Raw genomic sequence first — 22,295 nt, 5'->3', positions numbered from 1 at the left:
AGCAATGCAAGCGCGGCGACAATTCGCTATTATGCCCGCTGCATTTAACGACAAGGCCGTGGAAAAAATCATGCTGTGGTTCAAAAATTTAATGGTATACCGTCTCAGCCGCGATGTGGCGCTCCGTGCGGAAGAGATGGAAAAACAGCTCGCCCCGCTCTCGTTTACGCCATGCGGTAGTCAGGATATGGCGAAAACCGGTTGGGTTCCACCGATGGGCTCACACAGCGAAGCGCTGACCCACACCAACAACGGTCAGATTATTATCTGCGCGCGCAAAGAAGAGAAAATCCTGCCGACGCCGGTGGTGAAACAGGCGCTGGAAGCGAAAATCGCCCGCCTTGAAGCCGAGCAGGCGCGCAAACTGAAAAAAACCGAAAAAGATGCGCTGAAAGATGAAGTGCTGCACTCGCTGCTGCCGCGCGCCTTCAGCCGCTACAGCCAGACGATGATGTGGATCGACACCGTCAACGGCCTGATTATGGTCGACTGCGCCAGCGCAAAAAAAGCGGAAGATACGCTGGCGCTGCTGCGTAAAAGCCTCGGCTCTCTCCCGGTCGTACCGCTGACGATGGAAAACCCGATTGAGCTGACGCTGACCGAGTGGGTACGCTCCGGCACCGTCGCGCAAGGGTTCCAGTTGCTGGACGAAGCCGAGCTGAAAGCGATGCTGGAAGATGGCGGCGTGATCCGCGCGAAAAAGCAGGATCTGGTGAGTGACGAAATCGCCGTGCACATTGAAGCCGGCAAAGTGGTGACCAAGCTGGCCCTCGACTGGCAGCAGCGCATCCAGTTTATGATCTGTGATGATGGCTCGGTAAAACGCCTGAAGTTCAGCGATGAGCTGCGCGATCAGAATGAAGATATCGACCGGGAAGATTATGCCCAGCGTTTCGATGCCGATTTTATTCTGATGACCGGCGAGCTGGCAGCACTGATTCAAAATCTGGTGGAAGGCCTGGGCGGCGAAGCCCAGCGCTAACGATTTAGCGACTCACTTTCACAGGCCCGGTCAGCGCAGCGCTACCGGGCTTTTTTGTCGCCGGAAGGCGCAAGCGTTACAGATAGCGGCAGAGATAGGCACTCGGCTCGGCGACCTGCAGATGGAATTCGCTGTGACCCGGGACATTGAACACTTCGCCGGCGGCATGCGTTTTCCATTCGGTTTCGCCTGGCAACAGCACGTTCAGCGCGCCGCTGACCACCGTCATCTCTTCCGGCTGCGCGGTGGAGAAGGTGTACTCCCCTTCCATCATCACGCCGACGCTGGCGCGGCCGGTGCTGCTGCTGGTAAACCCAATGGACTTCACTTTACCGGAAAAGTATTCATTACTTTGAAGCATAAACAGGCCCTTATAGAGAAATGACTGGAAAACCACTATAGAGGCCGGGCTTAAGTGATGTCACGCGAAATTGCGCCGTTCTGCGGCTATACCAGCAGTTCTGAGGCCAGGCGTGCCACCAGCACATTGGAGAGTAAAACAGGGACATCCAGCGCTTTTTGCAGCAGATCGCGATGCAGCTGATGGAAGCCAAGACAGTCGAGCATCAGTACATCGGCACCGCGTTCCAGCAGCGCTCTTCCGGCATCAATCAGCTCTGTCTCGCTCGCCTGGTAGGGGTGACAGAGCTCATACAGCGGCTCTTTTTCCAGCACCTGCCACTTCTTCTTCTGCGGTGCCATCAGTTCAGGTACCGGCACAATCACGCCGACCTGGTGACCATCAACAATCGAGGCAACCAGCGGGGGAATGATGCGCTGCGGTTCAATCAGAATGGCATTTCGCGCGTTTAAGCCGCGGATATCGGCGGTGCTCATCAGCAGAATGACGTCATAGGTCCCCTGGTTATCGAGCACTTCGATCACGCTTTGCAGATCGCGCTCCACCTTCTGGCGCGAAACCATGCCGAGGCTGTCATCGCTCAGACGTGTCGGGATGGCGGTCTCGCCGGGATCAACGCAATAATCGATACGAACTTGTGCCGGGTCCATCTTCCCCAGCAGGCTGACATGGGTGATTTGATCTTCTGAAACATGCTCTGCCAGAAGCGGCAGGATCTCTTTTACCGGCACCACACCTATGGTGAGGATCGCCAACGTCGCACTCATCTTTGCTTACCGCCTTTCAAAACTGCTTTTAGTTATGATTCTCTACACAACAACCGACGGAGGATGGATCACCGCCGCCGTGTAAAGAGAATGTGCCACTCCTGTGTTCTAATAAATTCCAGTAATAATGAATATAAACAGTGACTGGCATTAAGCCAGTCAAAAAATGTGATGCAAGCGACTTTCTGAAAGGTTCAGGAAATCATACTGGCGGGATCGCCGGGTTAGCTTTTATCGGGATCCTCGTAACGCTTTTTCGCATCCAGCGCTTCCTGCTCCGAGGGGTGTTCGCTGATCAATGAGTCCGGCTTCGGATGATCCGCGCGCAGTTCATACCAGGTGACAGTCGCGTCGCTGGGTCCCTTCTCAACAGCTACAACACGGGCTTCACGCGGATAGGGCGGTTTAGTCGGCATAGCTTATTCTCCTTTTGTGGTTAGAGAGATAAGTATAGTCAAACGTTTCGCTAACTGGCGCGCGCCAGCCGTAAAGCCGCCTCAATTTCTGCCACCACCGCCAGCGGCGGCTGCGCGGCATCCACCACAAAGTGTGCCGCATCGCGGTAAAGCGCATCGCGGGTGGCGAGCACTTCGCTCACCTCTTCGCTGATCGGCTTGCCGGTCAGCGTCGGGCGCAGCCCCTCTTGCGGAAAGGCTTCCAGCCGCCCTGCCAGCACATCGACCGGCGCGCAGAGGTAAATCACGCGCCCGTGCTCGCGCATAAAACGGCGGTTATAGTCGCTGAGAATAATGCCGCCGCCGGTGGCGACGACCAGAGCGGGTTCGGTCACGGCTTCAAGCGCTGCCGTTTCGCGGGCACGAAAACCGGCCCACCCCTCCTGCTCTACGATTTGCGCAACGGTCTGTTGCGCCTCTTCCTGCAACCAGCTATCGGTATCGATAAACTGGAAGCCCTGTGACAGCGCCAGCGCCCGGCCAACAGTGGTTTTACCGCAGCCGCGTGCGCCGATGAGAAAGATGGGTAGCGTCATGAGCAGGTTGTTCCTCCAGGCCCCCGGTTGGGGGACAACAATAAGATGGCGATGATAGCACTAAACCAACGGCGCGTGCTGCGTAAGAGTAACGTTACACACTCCCAATTTTGCGCATGAGAACGTTCTGGCGCAGCCATTGAGGCTGTAAAGTTTCTGTGGCATCACCTGTAGCGGCAACCTTACTGGAAGTGATAAAAACTGACAAGCCCGGTTATGGTGTCTGGCGGCGCTGGCGCTCAAGCAGCCACTTATCGAGCTGCGCGGCGAACTGCTGGCGATCGCGCTGCGAAAGGGAGTCCGGGCCGCCGGTCTGGATGCCGCTGGCGCGCAGCGTATCCATAAAATCGCGCATGGTCAGCCGCTCGCGGATGGTCGCTTCCGTGTAGCGCTCACCGCGCGGGTTAAGCGCTGCCGCCCCTTTTGCTATCACTTCCGCCGCCAGCGGAATATCGGCGGTGATCACCAGATCATCCGGCGAGCAGAGGCGTACGATTTCGTTATCGGCAACGTCAAAGCCTGCCGGCACCCTGAGCGCGCGGATCACCTTAGAGGGCGGCACGCGCAGATTCTGGTTAGCGACCAGCGTTAACGGCGTCTGTGTCCGCTCCGCGGCGCGAAATAAAATCTCTTTAATCACATTCGGACAGGCGTCCGCATCAACCCATATCGCCATGGTGACTCCTTTTTGTTTCGGCGCATTGTCCCTTTAATTGCCCGCCGGGGAAAGCAGAGATCCTTTCGCCCTCGCCGGAAAAGCGCGTTAAGCTATGAATCACATGCAATAACAAGCAGAGAGGGACGTGATGGAAAAGAAAATCGGTTTTATCGGCTGCGGTAACATGGGTAAGGCGATCCTCGGCGGGCTGATCGCCAGCGGCGAGGTGAAACCGGGGCAGATTTGGGTTTACACGCCAACGCCTGATAAGGTCGCCGCCCTGCAACAGGAGTATGGCATTAACGCCGCGCAGAGCGCGCAGGAAGTCGCGCAGATCGCCGATATTGTCTTTGGCGCCGTGAAGCCGAACATCATGGTGAAAGTGCTTAGCGATATCGCCTCCAGCCTGAACAAAGAGACGCTGGTGGTCTCCATCGCGGCGGGCGTAACGCTCGATCAGCTGGCGCGCGCGCTGGGCCACGACCGCAAAATTATCCGCGTGATGCCGAACACCCCCGCGCTGGTTAACGCCGGGATGACCTCCATCACGCCGAACGCGCTGGTGACGTCTGAAGATACCGCCGATGTGCTGACCATTTTCCGCTGCTTTGGCGAAGCGGAAGTGATTGCCGAAGGGATGATCCACCCGGTAGTCGGCGTCAGCGGCTCGGCTCCGGCGTATGTGTTTATGTTTATCGAAGCGATGGCCGATGCCGCCGTGCTGGGCGGTATGCCGCGCGCGCAGGCCTATAAATTTGCCGCACAGGCGGTGATGGGCTCGGCGAAGATGGTGCTGGAAACGGGTAAACACCCTGCCGAACTGAAAGATATGGTCTGCTCGCCGGGCGGCACTACCATCGAAGCGGTGAAAGTGCTGGAAGATAAGGGTTTTCGCGCTGCGGTGATGGACGCGATGGCCGCTTGTATGGCGAAGTCGGAAAAACTGAGCGCGTAAATGGCAGCGCCACGGCGATAAGACCGTGGCGCGAACGTTACGAGAGGAGTTCGCTGGCCGCACGCATGGTCAGCGGCTCCTGCATTTTCAGCACCAGCTCCGCCGTGGCAGTGTTCTCGCCGCAGCTCAGCACCGCTTTCAGCATCCCTTCCTGGCCGTAGAGCACGGCAAAACGTTTATTCTCAAACGAGCCTAACATCTTCATGCTGTCCCACTCGCGGGCATAGCCGAGGTATTCAAAACGCGTCCCGAAGTGGGTAGTCCAGAAAAAGGGCACCCGATCGAATGGCTGCGACTCCCCGAGCATATTCAGCGCCGCAATGCGCCCCTGCTGCTGCGCAACGCGCCAGTGCTCAATGCGTCGAGGCCCTTCCGGTGCCGGATAGGTGGCGATATCGCCCACCGCCCAGATATCGGGCGCGGCGCGCAGATACTCATCCACCGTCAGGCTGCCATCCTCTTCGTGGGGCAGATCGCCCACCAGATCGGTCGAAGGCTCTACGCCGGTGGCAAACACCACCACATGCGCCGGAATGGTACGACCATCTTTCAATGCCACGCGCTGCACGTGCTTATCACCCTGCAACTCCGCAGGCTCGCCGGTCACAAACTTGACGCCATTCTGCTTATGCAGCTGCATAAAGTGGCGGCCAATCTCTTCGCCAAACTGCGGCACAAACGGCAGCGCGTGGCGTGACAGGACGGTGACATCGACATCCTGGTTACGCAGCGCCGCCGCCAGCTCCATGGCGATAAAGCTGTTACCAACAATCACCAGTTGCTGCTCATCTTCCACTTCACTGAGCAGCGTCTGCGCCTGGTGGATATCACGCAGCACATGCACGCCCGCCAGCTGGTTGCCGCTAATCTCCGGCCAGACGGGGCGTCCACCGGTCGCCAGCAGCAGTTTATCGAAGGTAATTTCGCGCCCGTCGGCGAGCGTTAGCTGATGCGCTTCGGCATCAAGCTTTGTCACCTCTTGATCAATGTTTTCCACCCCCGGCTGGGCATAGAACGCCTTATCCAGCAGTTGCGGCACTTCGCTGATCTTCATCTTGCCTGACGGCACAAACTTGCTTAGCGCCGTGCGGTCGTAGGGCGCTTCGCTCTCTTTATCGATCAGCATCAGATGGCCGTTAAACCCGGCGTCGCGCAGCGTCACTGCCGCCGAGCTACCGGCCGCGCCGGTTCCGAGGATCACCACCGTTTGCGGGCCATCGCCACGAATGGTGTTGTGGGTAGTCGGCGAGAGCGGACGCGGGTTAACCAGTACGCGGTTCTGCTCAATATGCACCGGATACTGCTTCAGGTTTTGCAGCGCCAGCGGCTCGCACCACTCGCCGTTAGTGATATCGAAGTTGGCTTTATGCCACGGGCAGACCAGCCGCCCGTCGCATACCGCGCCCTGCTCAAGCGGCGCACCGGCATGGGGACAGCGGCTCTGGAACGCGCGAACCTGGGTTAAGGTGCGGATGAGGATAAGCGAGGTGCCATCGACATCGAATTTCACCGGCTGGTTTTCCGGCAGATCGTTCAGGTCGGTAACATATTGATAATTCATTACTCTTGCTCCCGTATTGGTGTGGCAAAACGGGCGTAACGTCTGGCGACGTACACTCGCAAAGGAAAAAAAGACAACACAGCTCACAAATTAAGCCTGGCAGAGATTAAGCGGGGAGCAACACAGCGGCAGAAACGCCTTGAGTATGCGGGCGCGATGTACGCCCGCGCGGGGAGGATTACGCCGCTTTTTTCAGGCAGGCGCTCATAAATTTACTGCGGTCATCGCCTTTCAGGGATTGCTGCGTCGCCTGGGCATTGCATTCGCGCATCCGCTGCTGCTGCGGTGTCAGGCTCTTTTGCCCCGGTTCGGTTTTGGTGCTCTTCAGGCAGTCGCTCATGTAGCTCTTGCGCGCATCGCCGCCAAGGTTCTGCGCCTTAGCCTGCTGGTTGCAGAGCGTCATACGTTGTTGTTGCGGGGTCAGTGTTTTCTCGGCGGCGCTTAACGCCGTCATAAACAGCACACCGAAGATAAGAGTAACGAGGAGTGTGATTTTCATAGCGCCATCCTTCTGTCAATGAACCCTTTAAGGATGGTCCTAATTGGCGAAAAAACCACCCGGCAGCAAAGATTTACCGCCGGGCGGCCCTTACTTGAGGCTCAGCGCCGCTTTCATGGTGTAGAAGAGATCGGTCTGATCCGTCAGCCCCACCACGTTCGCCGCATGCGGGCCGTAAGCCGCAATGCGCACCTGCGTGCCGGTATGCTCCATCGACTCCTCTTCCGAGTTGCCGTAGGTCATCGCCATTACCGCGCCATCTTTGGTGGTCAGCGCCTGGCTCAGGCCCGGTGCTTTGGTATCTGCCGGGATGATCTGGCTGGCATGGGCGTGGTCTGCGGTGACGATCACCAGCGTATTGCCATCTTTACGCGCAAATTCCAGCGCTTTCTGTACTGCTTCGTCGAGATCGACGGTTTCACCAATCTGGCCGCACGGGTTCGCCGCGTGATCCTGTTTATCAATCGAAGCCCCTTCCACCTGCAGGAAGAAGCCCTTCTCATTTTTGCTCAGCAGCTCAATCGCTTTTTCCGTCATCGCCGCCAGCGTGGGCACGCTGTCGGTGCGTTTCGGGTTTGGCGTACAGGTCACGGCAGGCTTATCCAGGTTGCCATGCAGGGAGGCTTTCGGTCCCTCCCAGCGCACCGGCATATTACCGTCGGCGAAGAGACCGAGCAGCGGTTTATCCTGATTGGCTGTACTGATTGCCGCAAGCGATGCGGCATCGTTCACCAGTTGGTAGCCGCGCGCCTGCGCCTGCTCGCGCAGGGTTTTGCCCTGCCACTCACCGGCGGTGGCGGTTTCACTGAAGGTTTTTGCCCCGCCGCCGAGCGTCACGTCCGGGCGCGCGTTCAGCAGCTGTTCGGTAATTGAGCCTTTGCCGCCCTTCTCCAGCGCGTTAAGCGCGCACTTCTCGCTGGTCACCGTCGGGCCGTAGCAGCGGCGGGAGATAACATGGGAGACCAGTGCGGCAGGCGTCGCATCCTGCAATTCAGCAGTGGAGACGTCGCCCGTCGCCAGACCGGCGGCTTTTGCCATCTCAAGGATGGTCATATGATCGTTGTCGTGGATATCGACGCCGAGCGCACCGTTATAGGTTTTTACGCCGGCGCTCCACGCTGTCGCCGAGGCGGCAGAGTCGGTGACGTAATCGGGCTTACCGCTTTTTTTGTCCAGCGAGTAGTGGGTGTACTGGCCGGTCAGCGGCAGCGCATCAATACCTTTAAAGAAACCGCCCGCCCCTTCGGCATAATTTCGCGCGGCGGTAATTTCGGAATCGCCCATGCCGTCGCCAATCAGCAGAATAATATTTTTGGCTGGCTTGTCATTCAGGGAATCACGCAGGGCGGCAGTCTGGTCGCCCGTCAAACGGCGTGCGCCACCGGGCGCGGAAATATCGCCGTGAGCTGCGCGGCTTTCAAGAACCGGCGCTACAGATGATTCTGCATAAATAGCAGGCGAGGCAAGCAGGGATAATAGTGCAAGATATAACGCGCTCTGTTTCACTTAATATTCTCCATGTACAAATACTTAAAGAAAATAAAACAGAGCGACTATAGGCAGCCCAGATGACAGTGAGATGACAGATGTTACATGCTAACGCGGGCTCAACTGCGAGGGTGCCTTAAAAGCTTTTTTACGTATTCTTGCAGCAGCTCTGAGTCTCTGGATAAAGGCTGATCGTCCGGCAGAGCCTCTGCCAGCGCGCCTTCAACGCTTAAAATGAGCGACTGTTGTTCGGCGGCCGCCATCTGGCGCAGCAGCGCGGTGACGACAATTTCCAGCGCTTCAACCTGGGCGACCAGCTCCTTCGACTCCTCTTCCTTCTCCGCAAGCTTGACCAATAACTCAGCAATGAGATTTTTCATGGCGCTATTTCCTTTTGAGATGTTGCATGAAGTTAGCACTCGATTTAGTAGTTGCAAAGGAGATGCATCTATTATTTTTGCGCTTTAATTCACACTGTTAGTAAGGTCATTGGGGAAATAACGGCGTCGCGGGTTGGGAAGTATATAAAGAACCAGGAGGCGCAGGCCGGAGATCTATTTCCGGCCTGCGTTTAGCGTGGTTGCCGCACGCGGCGAAATGCCCGTGCCAGCTGTATCAGGTTAATCAGCACCACCACCGCCGTGGCGGCGAAGACCCAGCGAAAGCCAGCCATCGCCGAGACCGAGGCACCCATCAGCGGGCCAGCAACATTGCCAAGATACATAAAGGATTGGTTATAACCAAAGATGCGCCCGGTGACCTGCTCGCTGGAGTACTTCAGCAGCAGCGTCTGCACGGCGGGCAGCATCGCGCCATCGGCAAAGCCGAGCAGAAAGCGCAGAATGCCAAGCTGCAATGGTGAGGTAACAAACGACATGGCGAAGAAGAGCACAATCGCGCAGGCGAGCGTCGCTAACAGAATGCGCGAGGTGCCGATGCGATCGCCCAGTTTGCCAAGCCTGGGTGCCGAGAGCAGCGCCGACACGCCGGGAACCGCGGCGATAAGCCCGCTAAGAAAGGCGATATTGGCGGTATCGGGCGACAGTGACTGGACAAACAGTGCGAGGATCGGGCCAATCGAGCCGTTACAGAGCTGGATCACCATGGTGGTGACAAAGAGGCTGATCACCAGCGCCGGATAGGGCAGCGTCGAGAAGACTGCTTTACCGCTGAGGCGCTCGCCCTTCTTCACCTTCGGCCTGCCCCCCTCTTTAATCAGGAACAGCGTTACCAGGAAGCTCACCATCAGCAGCATCGCGGTGATGATAAAAACCGTGCGCAGGCCTAAGTGGTCAGCGAGAAAACCGCCCATCAGCGGGCCGCCGATCACGCCGCTGATCTGCGCCGTGGAGAGCGTACTGAGCGCCCAGCCGCTGCGCTCGCGCGGCACCTGCGAGGCGACCAGCGCCATCGCGTTAGGAATATAACCGGAGGTCAGCCCCATTACGCCGCGCAGCAGAAGCAACTGCCAGACGTTGGTGGCGAAGGCCTGTAGCAGAATGGCGATCGCCATCCCCAGCGAAGCGCGCAGCAGCATCAGCTTGCGCCCTTTGCGGTCCGCCAGGCTGCCCCACATCGGCGAGACAATCGCCGAGATGAGAAAAGTGATGCTGAAGGTTAGCCCTGACCACATCGACAGCGCCTCGTGCGAGGTCACACCCAGTTGCGCCACGTAGAGCGGCAGAAACGGCAAAATCTGGCTGATGGCAAGCCCGGTAAAAAAGCAGCCGAACCACACCGAGATAAGATTGACCTTCCAGGATTCCATAAATACGCGTAATCACTCAGGTTTAAAAAAACGGCGCATAGGGTAGCAAGAATGCGCCAGCGATAAGTTACCAGATATGCGCTTAGCCGCACTTTGGAGTTTTATCTCTCAACCCACGCCTAATGGCGCAGGCGCGCGGAGAAAAACCGTAAATGCTAAGCGCGATATGCTTAGCGACAGAGGCCGTAGCCGCGCATGCCGAGATGGAAATGATCCGCGTGCGCGGCGTTATACTCCGGCCCGAGGCCATTACCGTAATAACCGCAGCTGGCGCTAAGCATCGCGCGCAGCCAGGGTTGCGTACGCGTCTGCCGCCAGCCGCGCAGGACAGAAACCTGCTCGCCATTCGCCAGCCTGAAAGCGCTGATATCGAGCGCTTCCGCGCTGGCATGTTCGCTGCGCCGCGCATCCGCACGGTTGTAGATATTGCGGCAGGCGTAGCTGCCGACATGATCGATGCGCGTTAAGGCGCTGCCCATCATCGTTTGGCTTAGTGGCCGCGCCTGCTGCTCGACAAACAGCGCCGAGCTGAGCGCCAGCGGGCAACTTGCCAGAAAGCTGCTGCTCAGCTTCACGGCACCGAAATCTTTTACCCGCACTACGTTGGTTAATGGGCAGTCGCCGCCGCTGTCCGCCACCGCGACGGAGGAGATAAGCCGCTGCTGATTCGCCTGCTTCAGCAGCGCGGCGCACGCTTCAGGCGTTAAGCGCCGCAGTTTGAACTGGGTGATGCGCCCCGGCGGATCGCTCAGCTGAAGCGGGGCAAAAGGGTTGTACCACGCTGGCAGCGCGCGGTAGCCCGCATAGGCGCCGCCGATAAGAATAGCGATTACGATCAGGCTCTTCCCGCTCACCTCTCCTCCTCTTTTTTTCTCCAGACATTATGGCAGAAGGCCGCCAATCGTGCGTTTTGACGTGATATCGTATGGGTTTTCTCATCAGTGTGAGTGATTGTTGAAATGGCAAAACTGCGGGTAGGGGTCGTCTTCGGCGGCAAATCGGCGGAGCATGAAGTGTCGTTACAGTCGGCGAAGAATATTGTCGATGCGATGGATACATCGCGCTTTGAAGTGGTGCTGCTGGGTATTGATAAATCAGGGCAGTGGCATATTAGCGATGCGCAGAACTATCTGCAAAACGCCAGCGATCCGGCGCGTATCGCGCTGAATCCGTCGGACAACAGCATCGCGCTGGTGCCGGGCGTCGCCGAACAACAACTGATTGCGGCAGATAACCGCTCGCCGCTGCCGAATGTTGATGTCATTTTCCCGATTGTTCACGGCACGCTCGGCGAAGATGGCTCCCTGCAGGGGATGCTGCGCCTCGCCAACCTGCCCTTTGTCGGCTCCGATGTGCTCGCGTCCGCAGCCTGCATGGATAAAGACATCACCAAGCGCCTGCTGCGCGACGCCGGTCTGGCCATCGCGCCGTTTATCACCCTGACGCGCGCCAACCGCGACAGCTTCAGCTTTAGCGACGTGACCGCGCAACTCGGCCTGCCGCTGTTTGTTAAACCCGCCAACCAGGGCTCATCCGTCGGCGTCAGCAAAGTAACCAATGAAGCGCAGTATGTTGACGCGCTGCGTCTGGCCTTTGCTTTCGACAAAAAAGTGGTAGTAGAGAAAGGGATCGTCGGGCGCGAGATCGAGTGCGCGGTGCTGGGCAATGATGAGCCGCAGGCCAGCACCTGCGGTGAAATTGTGCTGAACAGCGAGTTCTACGCTTACGACACCAAATACATTGACGATCAGGGCGCGCAGGTTGTGGTGCCGGCCGCCATCGATCCCGAGACCAACGAGAAGATCCGCGCGATCGCCATTGAAGCGTATAAAACGCTGGGCTGCGAAGGGATGGCGCGGGTGGATGTGTTCCTGACGCCGGACAACGACGTGGTGATCAATGAGATCAACACTCTGCCCGGTTTTACCAATATCAGCATGTACCCGAAACTGTGGCAGGCGAGCGGCATCAGCTATAGCGCGCTGATCACCCGCCTGATTGAGCTGGCGCTGGAGCGCCACCAGCAAAGCAGCGCGCTGAAGATCTCTATGAACGATTAAGCGTTACTCGGTACTTTCCGTCGCCTCATTTTGCGCGGGGCGGCGGATAATCAGCCCCGACAGCCAGAACCCCACCAGCCAGGTCACCAGCCCGACGGCATAGGTTTGCCACCCTTTTGCTTCAAATCCCAGCAGCCCGACCACGCCATTGAGAATAAAGATCAGGCCGATCGCGAACGCGTAGTAGTGCCAGTCACGGCGAATTTTCTCAGGCAGCTTCATGACAACTCCAGCAGGTAAAGGGCGCATCATCGCACAGCGCGCGGACTGAGAGTGTGTGCTGTGCGGTAATTCCGAAATGTTACTGAAATAATTAATACGTTACAAAAATGTGATGACTCACAAAAAACGCTTCCCTGGGATCCTTCCCGCTCCGAAATTATCACCATTCTGATGTTGACAAAGCGGGACTGGTGCCAAACTAACCAGGAGTTACGGCTCTGAGCCTATCTTCCCTGAGCGTTTAAAAGTAACGAGTACCGGAGGTCTTATGGCTGATTTTACCCTATCCAAACCCTTTACTAAGGGCGCGAAAAAACGAGACACCTCCAGACCGGGTAATATTGCTTACGCCGTCTTCGTACTGCTCTGCTTCTGGGCAGGCGCGCAGTTGCTTAATCTGCTGGTGCACGCGCCTGGCGTGTTTGAACACCTGATGCAGACGCAGGACGTCTCCCGTCCCCACGTTGAGATGGGTATGGGCGTAGGCACGATTTTCGGTCTTGTGCCGTTTATCGCCGGCAGCGTGTTTCTGGGCGTGATCTTCCTCGTCCTGCGCTGGCGTAGCCACAATCTGCGCTAATTGCGCGCCATGCAAGCGGCCCGACGATCGTCAACGCGTTTCGCAAACCACACCGTGGTTAAGTTACGCGTGATTTTCGGGCTCTCTAACTGAATCCCCGGTAGCATCTCGCGCGGCAGCGTTTTTCCGCTGCGCTTGTCCGCCAGGCGATAAATCTCCCGATAGAGCTTCGTCTCTTCAAACTCCTGGCTGTCGCCACGCTCAAGCTGGCGGCGAATATCCCGATCGCTCATCGCAAGCTGCGCGCCCAGCGTCTGTACTGCACGCTCGGTGGTGCCCGCTTCGCGGCTGCCATAAAGGATCAGATCGCCATCCAGCGCCAGTTTAATGCCCGTCACTTTGCTCACTGCGTTCTGGAACGCCGCGTTACGGCTGGCGTAGAAGCCGGCGTTGTAATCGGCGAAGCGGTAGATAGGCGCGCTGTAGCTGGCCGGGTAGTTAAGCAGATGATAGGTGCCGAACCACAATCCGCCGCGGCGGCTGAAGACCTCCTGGCGCACGGTGCCGGACATCTCCCACGGGTAGCCGTCAGTGTGCTGCTCGGCAAAGGAGACGCTCACCTGCATCGGCCCGCCGGTGTGCACCGGGTTATAAGAGCCAAACAGCGTCTGCCCCATCGGCACCATATTGATCATGTCGTCGAAGATCGCGCTCAGCTCGCGTTCGGTGCGTACCTTATCAAGCCGCTCGCTGTAACTTTTGCCGTTGGGCGACGGGATTTTCAGCGCCGTGTGCACCAGCAGCGCTGGGATGTGCAACTGCCCGGCGCGCTTGTCGATCTCTTTCCAGGCAATCTTATTGAGCCCCGGCACCACCGGATCGGACTGGTAGTTGGACTCCTGCTGCGCCACCGCTAATACGGAGCAGATATTCTCCAGCGTCGGCGGCAGTTTCTGGCTTTTAAAGGTAGTCGCCAGATCTTCAGCCCAGCCGTCGCGATCTTTAACGCTCGCGGGAATGGTGTTACGCACCACGCTTGCGACATCCAGCGCCTTCGCCTTTTTAGGCTCCTTCGATGCCTCTTTATCAGAGAGCGAGCCCTGCGAACTACACCCGGCGACAATCAGCGCCGCCAGCAACCAGCTAAAACGGGGTACGTAAGACATAACCTTCCTTTGTTAATGGCCGTGAGAGGCGACAGGAACGAACTCCTGATTATCGACCTCACGCTCAAAACTGCGCAAACGTTTATAGATAGACATCAACTCCACCAGCGTCGTCCATGAGGTGATCAAATACTGGAACGAGCTGCGCACCTGTTCAAAGACGTTCGTGATCTGCTGCATCAACCCGAAGGTAATCGCCCCGGCTGCCAGCGTCGGGAAGAGCATAACCAGGCCAAACACCGCGTCAACCTGGAGATAGAGAATGCGCACGACGTTGAAATAGGTGTAGTGGAAATAGAGCCGAAAGTAGTTGCGGCGCACGGCGCTAAACAACTCCACCACCGTATGCGGCCGCGCACGTTCAGCATCATCTTCACCATAGACCAGCTCTTTGCGGTACGCCGCTTCGACGCGCTGATTTTTAAATTGCAGGCCGGGCAGCTTGATGCCCACCACGCCGAGCACCAGCGTGCCAAACAGCGCCCAGCCGATGGCGGCAAACACCAGCCCGTAAGGAACATGCCCAATAAGCGGCAGCTCCGGCACGTGAGGCGAGAGCGCAATCAGCACCGGCAGAAAGGCAAAGAGAGTCATAATGGCGTTGATAAAGCTGGTGCCCATATCCTCCAGCGTGCTGGCAAAGCGCATGGTGTCTTCCTGCACGCGCTGCGCGGCGCCCTCAATATGGCGCAGCTGCTGCCAGTGCGCCATATAGTATTCGTTCATCGCCGTGCGCCAGCGGAAAACATAGTGGCTGACGAAGAAGTTATTCAGCACCGCCACCGTCACACCAATCAGCGCGATGCCCAAAAAGACGCCGCTGCCGCTGTAAAACTTCTCCAGCGGCACGGTATTGGGCGCGGTAAGCGCCTTTTGGATCAGATCAAAAAAGGGCTGATACCAGGCGTTGATGGCGACGCTCACCTCCACCTGAAACCAGGTGACGAAGATAATCAGCGCGGTGCCGAGAATCGACCACCGCTGCCAGCGATGGGGCGAGTAGATATACCAGAAAGCGGCGAAGAGGCCGACGCAGAGCGCGTAGTAGGCGTAGAAGAGCAGAAAGTTGGGGCTCCAGAAGCGCGCGGCGCTGATTGGCACCTCGCTTGATATGCCGGTCAGGTGTAATAACCAGCGTTCGCCGCCTGCCAGCCAGAAAACGATGGCGAGAAGCGTCCAGATAAACGCCGAGGCAAAAAAGGGTGTCGGCCGGGGGAAAAAGGAACGAAACATAGTGCTCTCCTGGGTCTTTCTTATTCTTTACGACGTGTGCTGTGTCATGCTCGCGGCCAGCGACAAAAAAGCGCCGCGGGTGCGGCGCTGGCTCGTTTAATCAGACCTCAGGTTAACCGTTTAGTGGCTTTGCCAGTCATAAACAATTGTATCGACACTTTTCACCTGCACCGGGTTGTCCGGCACGATGAGCGTGCGCCACACCTCGTTGTAGTGGTCAATAAGCGTTGTCGCCTTCGCCGCCGCGCGGTCAGCAGTGGTGTGAGCATCTTCCGCAACGGTAATCGCGAAGCCTTTGCTGGCACCGTTTTTCAGCGTGGTATCGACACAGTAATCCGTTGCACAGCCGCAGATAACAAAGCTTTCAATCGCCCATTCACGCAGCAGCGCCTCCAGCCCGGTTTTATAGAAGGCGTCGCAGGCGGTTTTGGTGACGTAAAAGGCGCTCGCTGGCTGGGTCAACTCCGGCAGCAGCGCAAAGCCTTCACTCCCCTCCTCCAGCCCGCCCGCTTCGGCATGCTGGATAAAGATCACGGTCTCTGCCACCGCCGTCAGCTGATTGATCCGCGCGACGCACTGCGCGCGCTGATGACGCGGCGTGGCGAACACGCCGTTTTGCATATCGACCACCATCACTACCCGTTGAGCAACCATTGCCTGCCTCCTGTTTGGCGAAAAACGGAGCTTACCACAGCCCGCGGCGGCGGCGGTCGGCAGAAAAAAATGCTCTTATTTACCTGGCGTTACGGATTAGGGCGAAACATTCCGCTTTTCGCCCCTTTGCAACGGCACGCAAGTAGTATAAATACGCTCTATCTTTCCCCGTGATTAATGGATCCTTTCGTTGAAACGTTGTCTGCTTCTCTGTGCGATGTGGTGTGCGCTGGGCCTGACCAGCGTCCGGGCGGCGCAGCAATCCCCCGACCCGGTGTTTGCTTCTGAAATTGTCGATCGTTATGCCAACCATATCTTCTATGGCAGCGGCGCAACCGGCATGGCAATGGTGGTGATTGACGGCAACCAGCGCGTCTTTCGCAGTTTCGGCGAAACCCGTCCCGGCAACAATGTGCGCCCGCAGCTCGACTCGGTGGTGCGCATCGCCTCGCTCTCCAAGCTGATGACCAGTGAGATGCTGGTGAAGCTGCTCGATCAGGGCCGCGTGCGCCTTGACGATCCGTTAAGTAAATATGCCCCGCCCGGCGCGCGCGTACCGACTTACCAGGGCACGCCGATCACGCTGGTTAACCTGGCGACGCACACCAGCGCCCTGCCGCGCGAACAGCCCGGCGGCGCAGCGGTGCGCCCGGTGTTTGTCTGGCCAACGCGCGAGCAGCGCTGGAACTGGCTTGCCACCGCCAAACTGAAAACCGCGCCGGGCACCCAGGCGGCGTATTCCAACCTGGCCTTTGATCTGCTGGCAGATGCGCTGGCGCGCGCGGCGGGAAAACCCTATCCGCAGCTGTTTGAAGAGCAGATCACCCGCCCGCTGGGCATGAAAGACACCACCTTTACCCCGTCGCCGGATCAGTGCAAACGGCTGATGGTGGCGGAAAAAGGGGCCAGCCCGTGTAATAACACGCTGGCGGCGATTGGCAGCGGCGGCGTCTACTCCACGCCCGGCGATATGATGCGCTGGATGCAGCAGTTCCTCTCCTCCGACTTCTACCACCGCGATACGCAGGCCGACCGGATGCAGACGCTGATCTACCCGCGCGAACGCCTGACGAAAGTAGTGGGAATGGATGTACCGGGTAAAGCCGACGCCCTCGGCCTCGGCTGGGTCTATATGGCCCCGAAAGAGGGCCATCCGGGGATTATTCAGAAGACCGGCGGCGGCGGTGGGTTTATCACCTATATGGCGATGGTGCCGCAGCATAACGTTGGCGTGTTCGTGGTGATCACCCGTTCACCGTTGACCAAATTCACCAATATGAGCGACGGCGTGAACGATCTGGTGAGCGAGCTGAGCAACAATAAACCGGTGGCGATCCCCGCCTCCTGATGAAGTAACAGGCAGGCGCATTGCCGCCTGCCTGTGGCTTAACGGCGATTTTGGTAAAACGGGGGATTATATTTTCGGCTACAATGCCGCCATCTGTTCCATAAATCTTAGGCATATCATGACCGATTTAATCACCCGTCCTCGCCGCCTGCGTAAAACCCCTGCGCTGCGCGCCCTGTTTGAAGAGACAACACTGAGCAAAAACGACCTGGTGCTGCCGATCTTTGTTGAAGAAGAGCTGAATGATTACCAGGCGATCTCCGCCATGCCCGGCGTGATGCGCATTCCGGAAAAGTATCTCGCCCGTGAAATTGAACGTATCGCTAAAGCGGGTATCCGCTCGGTGATGACCTTTGGTATTTCACACCATACCGACGACACCGGCAGCGATGCCTGGCAGGAGAACGGCCTGGTGGCGCGCATGTCGCGCATCTGTAAAGAGACGGTACCGGAGATGATCGTGATGTCCGATACCTGTTTTTGTGAATACACCTCCCACGGCCACTGCGGCGTGCTGTGCGAACACGGCGTCGATAACGACGCAACCCTGCTGAACCTCGGTAAGCAGGCGGTGGTTGCTGCGGCAGCCGGGGCGGATTTTATCGCGCCATCGGCGGCGATGGATGGCCAGGTGCAGGCGATTCGCCAGGCGCTGGACGCGGCGGGCTTTAAAGATACCGCCATCATGTCCTACTCCACCAAGTTCGCCTCCTCCTTCTACGGCCCGTTCCGTGAAGCGGCCGGTACCGCGCTGAAAGGCGATCGTAAAACCTATCAGATGAACCCGCTGAACCGCCGCGAAGCGATCCGCGAATCGCTGATCGACGAAGCGCAGGGCGCCGACTGCCTGATGGTGAAACCGGCGGGGGCCTACCTCGATATTCTGCGTGATATTCGTGAGCGCACCGAACTGCCGCTGGGTGCATACCAGGTGAGCGGTGAGTACGCGATGATCAAGTTTGCCGCCCAGGCGGGTGCGATCGATGAAGATAAAGTGGTGATGGAGAGCCTCGGCGCCATCAAACGCGCAGGCGCGGATCTGATCTTCAGCTATTTCGCCCTCGATCTCGCCGAACGCGGCCTGATTTAATTTTCCCGCTCTGCCTTCTGCAATGCCGGATGGCGGCTTGCGCCTTATCCGGCCTACATAATTCGTGGCCCGCTTTACCTTATGTTCGCCTGCCCTGCCTTTGTAGGCCGGATAAGCGCAGCGCCATCCGGCATTTCACAGCGCGCCCCCCTGCCGGATGGCGGCTTGCGCCTTATCCGGCCTACACGATTCGTGGCCCGCTTTACCGTATGTTCGTCTGTCCTGCCTTTGTAGGCCGGATAAGCGCAGCGCCAACCGGCATTTCACCGCACTCCCCCCTGCCGGATGGCGGCTTGCGCCTTATCCGGCCTACACGATCCGTGGCCCGCTTTACCGTATGTTCACCTGCCCTGCCTTTGTAGGCCGGATAAGCGTAGCGCCATCCGGCATTTCACCGCACGCCCCCCTGCCGGATGGCGGCTTGCGCCTTATCCGGCCTACACGATTCGTGGCCCGCTTTACTGTATGTTCGTCTGTCCTGCCTTTGTAGGCCGGATAAGCGCAGCGCCATCCGGCATTTCATCGCACGTACCACTGCCGGATGGCGGCTTGCGCCTTATCCGGCCTACAATAAATGCTCATAACGTCATTGTAATGAAATGTAAGCGTCATCTTCTCCCGCTACTGTCAGCGGCAAGACGGGAGGAGAAATCGCCATGTTTAGTCTCGACAATGTACTTGAGGATCTCTGGCCGCAGGCCAGACCGGCACCCTGGCAAAAGAACCTGCTCAGGCGCCTGCTTTACGAACAGGAGTTCCAGCAATTCGCCGCCCAGCACCGCCACCTGAAAGGGCTGGATATGGTGGAACATGTCCTCGACCATCTGCAAATTCGCTGTACCATCCCCGCTCACTGCCTCGAACAAATCCCCGAACATGGCCCGCTGGTGATTATCGCCAACCACCCGACCGGTACGCTGGATGGGCTGGCGCTGATGTATGCCGTCTCGCGCGTGCGCCGCGATGTCAAAGTGGTCACTAACCGCCTGCTGAGCCATCTCGAACCCTTAAGCTCGCTCTTTATCGCAGTGGACAATATCGGCGGTCGCACCACCAAATCGGCCCTACAACAGATGGAGAGCCAGCTGCAATCCGGCGGCGTGCTGATCTTTTTCCCGGCGGGCGAAGTGTCGCGCCTGACCCGCAAAGGGATTCGCGATAAACGCTGGCACGCCGGGTTTATCAAGCTGGCGAACAAGTTCCGCGCCCCGCTGCTGCCAGCGTGGATCGATGCCCGCAACAGCGCGCTGTTTTACGCCAGCGCCCTGCTCTCAGACACCCTGCCGCTGCTGCTGTTGATGCAGCAGATGTTTCGCCGCCGCAACAGCAGCCTGCCGATCACCCTCGGTCAGCGCATTCCCTGGGAGAACTGGCACACTACCGCCCTCGCGCCGCGCGAGCTGGCCGAGAAGTGTCGCCAGCATCTTCTGCGTCTCGGCAAGGGAGTGCCCGGCACGTTCAAAACCGAATGCGCCATCGCCCGGCCGGAAGACAGAGCCACCCTGCGCCGCGAACTGAGCCGCGCCGAGTGCCTTGGCCGCACGCCGGACGGCAAAACAATCTATCTCTGGCAGCGCAACGGCCAGGAGGATGCACCGCTGCTGCGTGAACTGGGGCGACTGCGTGAGATCGCTTTTCGCGCCGTGGGTGAAGGGAGCGGCAAACGGCGCGATACGGATCGCTACGATGATCACTACCTGCACCTGATCCTCTGGGATGATGCCGATCTGGAGATCGTCGGCGCCTACCGCTTTATGCCGACGGCGCAGCTTATCGCCGAGCAGGGGCCGGAGGGGCTCTATAGCCATAGCCTGTTTCACTACGACGCACGTATGGCGGAGGTGCTGCGCGAAGGGCTTGAACTGGGGCGCAGCTTTATTCAGCCGCGCTACTGGGGACGCCGCGGGCTCGATTATCTCTGGTCGGGCATTGGCGCTTATCTGGCGCGCTACCCGCAGTATCGCTATCTCTTTGGCCCGGTCTCTATCTCCGGCGGCCTGCCGCCTGCGGCGCGCGATCTGCTGATCGCTTTCTATCGCCTCTGGTTCCCCGCCGCATGGCCGCTGGCGTCCTCGCGCCGCCCCTGCCCCGCCACGCTGCCCGAGGTGCTGGCGCAGTTTACCGGCGAGGATTACACCGAAGATCTGACGCGGCTGAAATCGCTGCTTGGTAATCTCGGCTGCGGCATTCCCCCGCTTTATAAACAGTATTCCGAGCTTGGCGAGCCCGGCGGCGTGCAGTTTATCGACTTCGGCAGCGATCCCGATTTCAGTAACTGCGTCGATGGCCTGGTGCTGGTGGATTTGACGCGCCTGAAGGCGAACCGCTACGAACGCTATATTGGTGTGCATCAGGTGCAGCAGAAAGCGGGGTAAGTTCCTCGCAGATTGCCGGATGGCGCTGGCGCTTATCCGGCCTACAAAACCACATCCGCTGAAACCGCGTAGGCCGGATAAGGCGTAGCCGCCATCCGGCAATTGGGCCGCGGTGATATGCCGGATGGCGCGTACGCTTATCCGGCCTACCAAAACGCGCTTTCAGCGACACCGACTTTGTTTTTAGCTCAGATTTCACAGCGAGGGGTTGTGTCCCCGCTGAAATCGGCGAACCGAAGCGGGAATGACAAGGTCTGGACGCCATGGATGGCGGACAGAGGCGAACCGAGACAGGATGTCGAGTCGAGCCGGCCGCAGTCAGGCACGCGGGAGGTGAGTGCAGTGCGCAGCACCGATTTCCTCGCGGGGCCGCGGGGATTGACAAGGGGGGAGCGGTCCCCCCCTTGTCCCGTTCACCGCATAAGAGATTAATGAAACTCCCCAGCGCCTGGTGAACGGAACCATTCCCCCCATCAGGCATGAGTGCCCCCCCATTGCCGGATGGCGCTACGCTTATCCGGCCTACGGGATCGGAGCGGCTTCGTTACCGCATGGCCCCCGCCTCATCTACACTCTCTTTACGTGGTTTCCACCGACACCGTGGAGGAGAGATGGAGAAGAAATCGCACCGCTATCCGGTGGCTGACAGCCCGTTCTGGCTGCATGTTGAAACAAAGGTGCAGCGCATTGGCTCCGTAATATTGTTTGCGGTAGTGATCGCCGGGCTGCTCGGTCTCTTTTCCCAGGGGTGGCTCAGCGCGCGAAGCGCCCATAGCATTGATGGCAAACTGACGGTGCAGTATGACCGCTACGCCCGCCTGCAAAGCGATATCGATATGCAACTCACCGCCCACGCCTCAAACGAACGCCGCACCGTTTTTATCCTCGGCGGCAACTTTATGCAGGATTTTGAGATCCGCACCCTGCAACCGCAGCCGGAAAAAATGACCAGCCAGAACGGCGAGCTGGTGCTGGAGTATGCCCGCCCTCATCCCGACCAGCCCTTTACCGTCTGGCTCGGGCTGACGCCGCAAACCCCTGGCAGCAGCGAATTGCGACTTTCGTTAAATGACACCACCCAGCTGGCGGTGAAACAGTTTATCTGGCCCTGAGGAGACGGCGATGGATATGGTGTTACGCGCGGTAGCGATCTATCTGGTATTAATGGTGGTATTCAAAATCGCCGGTCGGCGAGCCTTGTTGCAGATGACCTCCTTCGATCTCATTTTGTTGCTGATCATCAGTGAAGCGACGCAGCAGGCGCTGCTCGGCAACGATTTTTCCGTCACCGGCGCGGCGCTGACCATCATCACGCTGGTGGTGGTGGATATTCTGTTTGGCAAGCTGAAGAAGTATGTCAAAGGGGCAGAAAACTTTATCGACGGCACACCGGTGGTGCTGGTCGAGAATGGTGAAATGCTGCCGGAGAAGATGCGCGAGGCGGATATCTCCCGCGCCGATATTATGCTCTCGGCGCGCAATAACCAGGGCATTGTTGACCTCGCAGAGATTAAATTCGCCATCCTTGAGCGCAATGGTCATATCTCGATCATTCCGAAAAATTCGCCTTAAAAGTGCGCTGCTATACTTTTGCCAG

General features: G+C 58.3%; 24 protein-coding genes. 9 read left to right on the top strand and 15 right to left on the bottom strand.

Features of this window, described 5'->3' with window-relative positions; translation table 11 throughout:
- Positions 1-70 precede the first annotated feature (70 nt).
- Positions 71-982 carry a recombination-associated protein RdgC gene (rdgC, locus tag SOM48_RS15520; protein ID WP_023478948.1) on the top strand — a complete coding sequence of 304 codons (912 nt, stop codon included), beginning with the start codon at positions 71-73 and terminating at the stop codon, positions 980-982.
- A gap of 76 nt (positions 983-1,058) precedes the next feature.
- Here rdgC and ppnP read toward each other — a convergent pair whose 3' ends face one another.
- The 5 genes from ppnP to SOM48_RS15495 all read right to left on the bottom strand — a co-directional run bounded on the left by ppnP (position 1,059) and on the right by SOM48_RS15495 (position 3,777).
- A complete protein-coding gene (gene ppnP / locus SOM48_RS15515) occupies positions 1,059-1,343 on the bottom strand; it encodes a pyrimidine/purine nucleoside phosphorylase (protein WP_054804570.1) in 285 nt (94 codons plus the stop codon).
- 86 nt (positions 1,344-1,429) lie between these two features.
- Entirely contained in the window at positions 1,430-2,110 is a 681-nt protein-coding gene (locus SOM48_RS15510) for an AroM family protein (protein ID WP_034812323.1), read from the bottom strand.
- Between the two features lie 224 nt (positions 2,111-2,334).
- Positions 2,335-2,526: a protein YaiA gene (gene yaiA / locus SOM48_RS15505; RefSeq protein ID WP_034812321.1), complete on the bottom strand. Its 192-nt coding sequence runs from the start codon at positions 2,524-2,526 to the stop codon at positions 2,335-2,337.
- A gap of 50 nt (positions 2,527-2,576) precedes the next feature.
- The gene (gene aroL / locus SOM48_RS15500) at positions 2,577-3,101 is read right to left on the bottom strand and encodes a shikimate kinase AroL (protein ID WP_034812317.1); all 525 of its coding nucleotides are present in this window, start codon (positions 3,099-3,101) and stop codon (positions 2,577-2,579) included.
- Between the two features lie 214 nt (positions 3,102-3,315).
- Positions 3,316-3,777 carry a YaiI/YqxD family protein gene (locus tag SOM48_RS15495; protein ID WP_320512281.1) on the bottom strand — a complete coding sequence of 154 codons (462 nt, stop codon included), beginning with the start codon at positions 3,775-3,777 and terminating at the stop codon, positions 3,316-3,318.
- Between the two features lie 130 nt (positions 3,778-3,907).
- Between SOM48_RS15495 and proC the strand changes: the two genes are divergently transcribed.
- The gene (proC, locus tag SOM48_RS15490; protein ID WP_042712193.1) at positions 3,908-4,714 is read left to right on the top strand and encodes a pyrroline-5-carboxylate reductase; all 807 of its coding nucleotides are present in this window, start codon (positions 3,908-3,910) and stop codon (positions 4,712-4,714) included.
- 37 nt (positions 4,715-4,751) lie between these two features.
- On the opposite strand, the gene SOM48_RS15485 is transcribed toward proC, so the two are convergent.
- From SOM48_RS15485 to SOM48_RS15460, 6 genes are all read right to left on the bottom strand, one after another.
- Positions 4,752-6,275, bottom strand: coding sequence for an FAD-dependent oxidoreductase (locus tag SOM48_RS15485; RefSeq protein ID WP_128483536.1), 1,524 nt, complete (start codon positions 6,273-6,275; stop codon positions 4,752-4,754).
- Positions 6,276-6,453: 178 nt separating this feature from the next.
- The gene (gene psiF / locus SOM48_RS15480; RefSeq protein WP_042712197.1) at positions 6,454-6,774 is read right to left on the bottom strand and encodes a phosphate starvation-inducible protein PsiF; all 321 of its coding nucleotides are present in this window, start codon (positions 6,772-6,774) and stop codon (positions 6,454-6,456) included.
- 90 nt (positions 6,775-6,864) lie between these two features.
- Positions 6,865-8,280, bottom strand: coding sequence for an alkaline phosphatase (gene phoA / locus SOM48_RS15475; RefSeq protein WP_320512280.1), 1,416 nt, complete (start codon positions 8,278-8,280; stop codon positions 6,865-6,867).
- Between the two features lie 101 nt (positions 8,281-8,381).
- Positions 8,382-8,642 (bottom strand): anti-adapter protein IraP, encoded by a 261-nt coding sequence (gene iraP, locus SOM48_RS15470; protein ID WP_076769455.1) that lies wholly within the window; start codon positions 8,640-8,642, stop codon positions 8,382-8,384.
- Between the two features lie 191 nt (positions 8,643-8,833).
- Positions 8,834-10,030 (bottom strand): multidrug efflux MFS transporter, encoded by a 1,197-nt coding sequence (locus tag SOM48_RS15465; protein ID WP_076769454.1) that lies wholly within the window; start codon positions 10,028-10,030, stop codon positions 8,834-8,836.
- A gap of 170 nt (positions 10,031-10,200) precedes the next feature.
- On the bottom strand, positions 10,201-10,884 hold the full coding sequence (locus SOM48_RS15460; protein ID WP_054804563.1) for an extensin-like domain-containing protein: 684 nt from the start codon (positions 10,882-10,884) through the stop codon (positions 10,201-10,203).
- A gap of 105 nt (positions 10,885-10,989) precedes the next feature.
- Between SOM48_RS15460 and ddlA the strand changes: the two genes are divergently transcribed.
- Positions 10,990-12,090 carry a D-alanine--D-alanine ligase gene (gene ddlA, locus SOM48_RS15455; protein ID WP_320512279.1) on the top strand — a complete coding sequence of 367 codons (1,101 nt, stop codon included), beginning with the start codon at positions 10,990-10,992 and terminating at the stop codon, positions 12,088-12,090.
- 3 nt (positions 12,091-12,093) lie between these two features.
- Here ddlA and SOM48_RS15450 read toward each other — a convergent pair whose 3' ends face one another.
- A complete protein-coding gene (locus SOM48_RS15450; protein WP_042712209.1) occupies positions 12,094-12,312 on the bottom strand; it encodes a DUF2754 family protein in 219 nt (72 codons plus the stop codon).
- Between the two features lie 268 nt (positions 12,313-12,580).
- On the opposite strand from SOM48_RS15450, the gene SOM48_RS15445 reads away from it, so the two are divergent.
- A complete protein-coding gene (locus SOM48_RS15445; protein WP_320512278.1) occupies positions 12,581-12,892 on the top strand; it encodes a DUF2755 family protein in 312 nt (103 codons plus the stop codon).
- Here the strand turns inward: SOM48_RS15445 and SOM48_RS15440 are convergent.
- From SOM48_RS15440 to SOM48_RS15430, 3 genes are all read right to left on the bottom strand, one after another.
- Positions 12,889-13,998, bottom strand: coding sequence for a DUF1615 domain-containing protein (locus tag SOM48_RS15440; RefSeq protein WP_320512277.1), 1,110 nt, complete (start codon positions 13,996-13,998; stop codon positions 12,889-12,891). The two genes, SOM48_RS15445 and SOM48_RS15440, sit on opposite strands and share 4 nt — an antisense overlap.
- A 12-nt stretch (positions 13,999-14,010) precedes the next feature.
- Positions 14,011-15,231, bottom strand: a complete 1,221-nt coding sequence (gene sbmA / locus SOM48_RS15435; RefSeq protein WP_139965549.1) for a peptide antibiotic transporter SbmA — start codon at positions 15,229-15,231, stop codon at positions 14,011-14,013.
- 120 nt (positions 15,232-15,351) lie between these two features.
- Positions 15,352-15,885: an isochorismatase family protein gene (locus tag SOM48_RS15430; protein ID WP_320512276.1), complete on the bottom strand. Its 534-nt coding sequence runs from the start codon at positions 15,883-15,885 to the stop codon at positions 15,352-15,354.
- Between the two features lie 190 nt (positions 15,886-16,075).
- Here SOM48_RS15430 and ampH point away from each other — a divergent pair, with 190 nt between their 5' ends.
- The 5 genes from ampH (at position 16,076) to SOM48_RS15405 (ending at position 22,270) form a co-directional block, all read left to right on the top strand.
- A complete protein-coding gene (gene ampH / locus SOM48_RS15425; protein ID WP_320512275.1) occupies positions 16,076-17,233 on the top strand; it encodes a D-alanyl-D-alanine-carboxypeptidase/endopeptidase AmpH in 1,158 nt (385 codons plus the stop codon).
- 118 nt (positions 17,234-17,351) lie between these two features.
- Positions 17,352-18,323, top strand: a complete 972-nt coding sequence (gene hemB, locus SOM48_RS15420) for a porphobilinogen synthase (protein ID WP_034812298.1) — start codon at positions 17,352-17,354, stop codon at positions 18,321-18,323.
- Positions 18,324-18,979: 656 nt separating this feature from the next.
- Positions 18,980-20,698 (top strand): bifunctional ornithine lipid synthase OlsF, encoded by a 1,719-nt coding sequence (olsF, locus tag SOM48_RS15415; protein WP_320512274.1) that lies wholly within the window; start codon positions 18,980-18,982, stop codon positions 20,696-20,698.
- A gap of 611 nt (positions 20,699-21,309) precedes the next feature.
- Positions 21,310-21,810 (top strand): hypothetical protein, encoded by a 501-nt coding sequence (locus SOM48_RS15410; protein ID WP_054804673.1) that lies wholly within the window; start codon positions 21,310-21,312, stop codon positions 21,808-21,810.
- Between the two features lie 10 nt (positions 21,811-21,820).
- Positions 21,821-22,270: a DUF421 domain-containing protein gene (locus SOM48_RS15405; RefSeq protein WP_023478242.1), complete on the top strand. Its 450-nt coding sequence runs from the start codon at positions 21,821-21,823 to the stop codon at positions 22,268-22,270.
- The last annotated feature ends 25 nt before the right edge of the window (positions 22,271-22,295 follow it).

It is taken from the genome of Kosakonia sp. CFBP8986, assembly GCF_034044935.1.
Lineage (GTDB): Bacteria > Pseudomonadota > Gammaproteobacteria > Enterobacterales > Enterobacteriaceae > Kosakonia > Kosakonia cowanii.
This window is presented reverse-complemented; position numbering and strand designations above follow the sequence as displayed.

What these genes read in the sequence shown, in the direction of transcription:
- rdgC (WP_023478948.1), top strand. Translation starts at nt 71, where the DNA reads ATGCTGTGGTTCAAAAATTTAATGGTATACCGTCTCAGCCGCGATGTG.
- ppnP (WP_054804570.1), bottom strand. Translation starts at nt 1,343, where the DNA reads ATGCTTCAAAGTAATGAATACTTTTCCGGTAAAGTGAAGTCCATTGGG.
- SOM48_RS15510 (WP_034812323.1), bottom strand. Translation starts at nt 2,110, where the DNA reads ATGAGTGCGACGTTGGCGATCCTCACCATAGGTGTGGTGCCGGTAAAA.
- yaiA (WP_034812321.1), bottom strand. Translation starts at nt 2,526, where the DNA reads ATGCCGACTAAACCGCCCTATCCGCGTGAAGCCCGTGTTGTAGCTGTT.
- aroL (WP_034812317.1), bottom strand. Translation starts at nt 3,101, where the DNA reads ATGACGCTACCCATCTTTCTCATCGGCGCACGCGGCTGCGGTAAAACC.
- SOM48_RS15495 (WP_320512281.1), bottom strand. Translation starts at nt 3,777, where the DNA reads ATGGCGATATGGGTTGATGCGGACGCCTGTCCGAATGTGATTAAAGAG.
- proC (WP_042712193.1), top strand. Translation starts at nt 3,908, where the DNA reads ATGGAAAAGAAAATCGGTTTTATCGGCTGCGGTAACATGGGTAAGGCG.
- SOM48_RS15485 (WP_128483536.1), bottom strand. Translation starts at nt 6,275, where the DNA reads ATGAATTATCAATATGTTACCGACCTGAACGATCTGCCGGAAAACCAG.
- psiF (WP_042712197.1), bottom strand. Translation starts at nt 6,774, where the DNA reads ATGAAAATCACACTCCTCGTTACTCTTATCTTCGGTGTGCTGTTTATG.
- iraP (WP_076769455.1), bottom strand. Translation starts at nt 8,642, where the DNA reads ATGAAAAATCTCATTGCTGAGTTATTGGTCAAGCTTGCGGAGAAGGAA.
- SOM48_RS15465 (WP_076769454.1), bottom strand. Translation starts at nt 10,030, where the DNA reads ATGGAATCCTGGAAGGTCAATCTTATCTCGGTGTGGTTCGGCTGCTTT.
- ddlA (WP_320512279.1), top strand. Translation starts at nt 10,990, where the DNA reads ATGGCAAAACTGCGGGTAGGGGTCGTCTTCGGCGGCAAATCGGCGGAG.
- SOM48_RS15450 (WP_042712209.1), bottom strand. Translation starts at nt 12,312, where the DNA reads ATGAAGCTGCCTGAGAAAATTCGCCGTGACTGGCACTACTACGCGTTC.
- SOM48_RS15445 (WP_320512278.1), top strand. Translation starts at nt 12,581, where the DNA reads ATGGCTGATTTTACCCTATCCAAACCCTTTACTAAGGGCGCGAAAAAA.
- SOM48_RS15440 (WP_320512277.1), bottom strand. Translation starts at nt 13,998, where the DNA reads ATGTCTTACGTACCCCGTTTTAGCTGGTTGCTGGCGGCGCTGATTGTC.
- sbmA (WP_139965549.1), bottom strand. Translation starts at nt 15,231, where the DNA reads ATGTTTCGTTCCTTTTTCCCCCGGCCGACACCCTTTTTTGCCTCGGCG.
- SOM48_RS15430 (WP_320512276.1), bottom strand. Translation starts at nt 15,885, where the DNA reads ATGGTTGCTCAACGGGTAGTGATGGTGGTCGATATGCAAAACGGCGTG.
- hemB (WP_034812298.1), top strand. Translation starts at nt 17,352, where the DNA reads ATGACCGATTTAATCACCCGTCCTCGCCGCCTGCGTAAAACCCCTGCG.
- olsF (WP_320512274.1), top strand. Translation starts at nt 18,980, where the DNA reads ATGTTTAGTCTCGACAATGTACTTGAGGATCTCTGGCCGCAGGCCAGA.
- SOM48_RS15410 (WP_054804673.1), top strand. Translation starts at nt 21,310, where the DNA reads ATGGAGAAGAAATCGCACCGCTATCCGGTGGCTGACAGCCCGTTCTGG.
- SOM48_RS15405 (WP_023478242.1), top strand. Translation starts at nt 21,821, where the DNA reads ATGGATATGGTGTTACGCGCGGTAGCGATCTATCTGGTATTAATGGTG.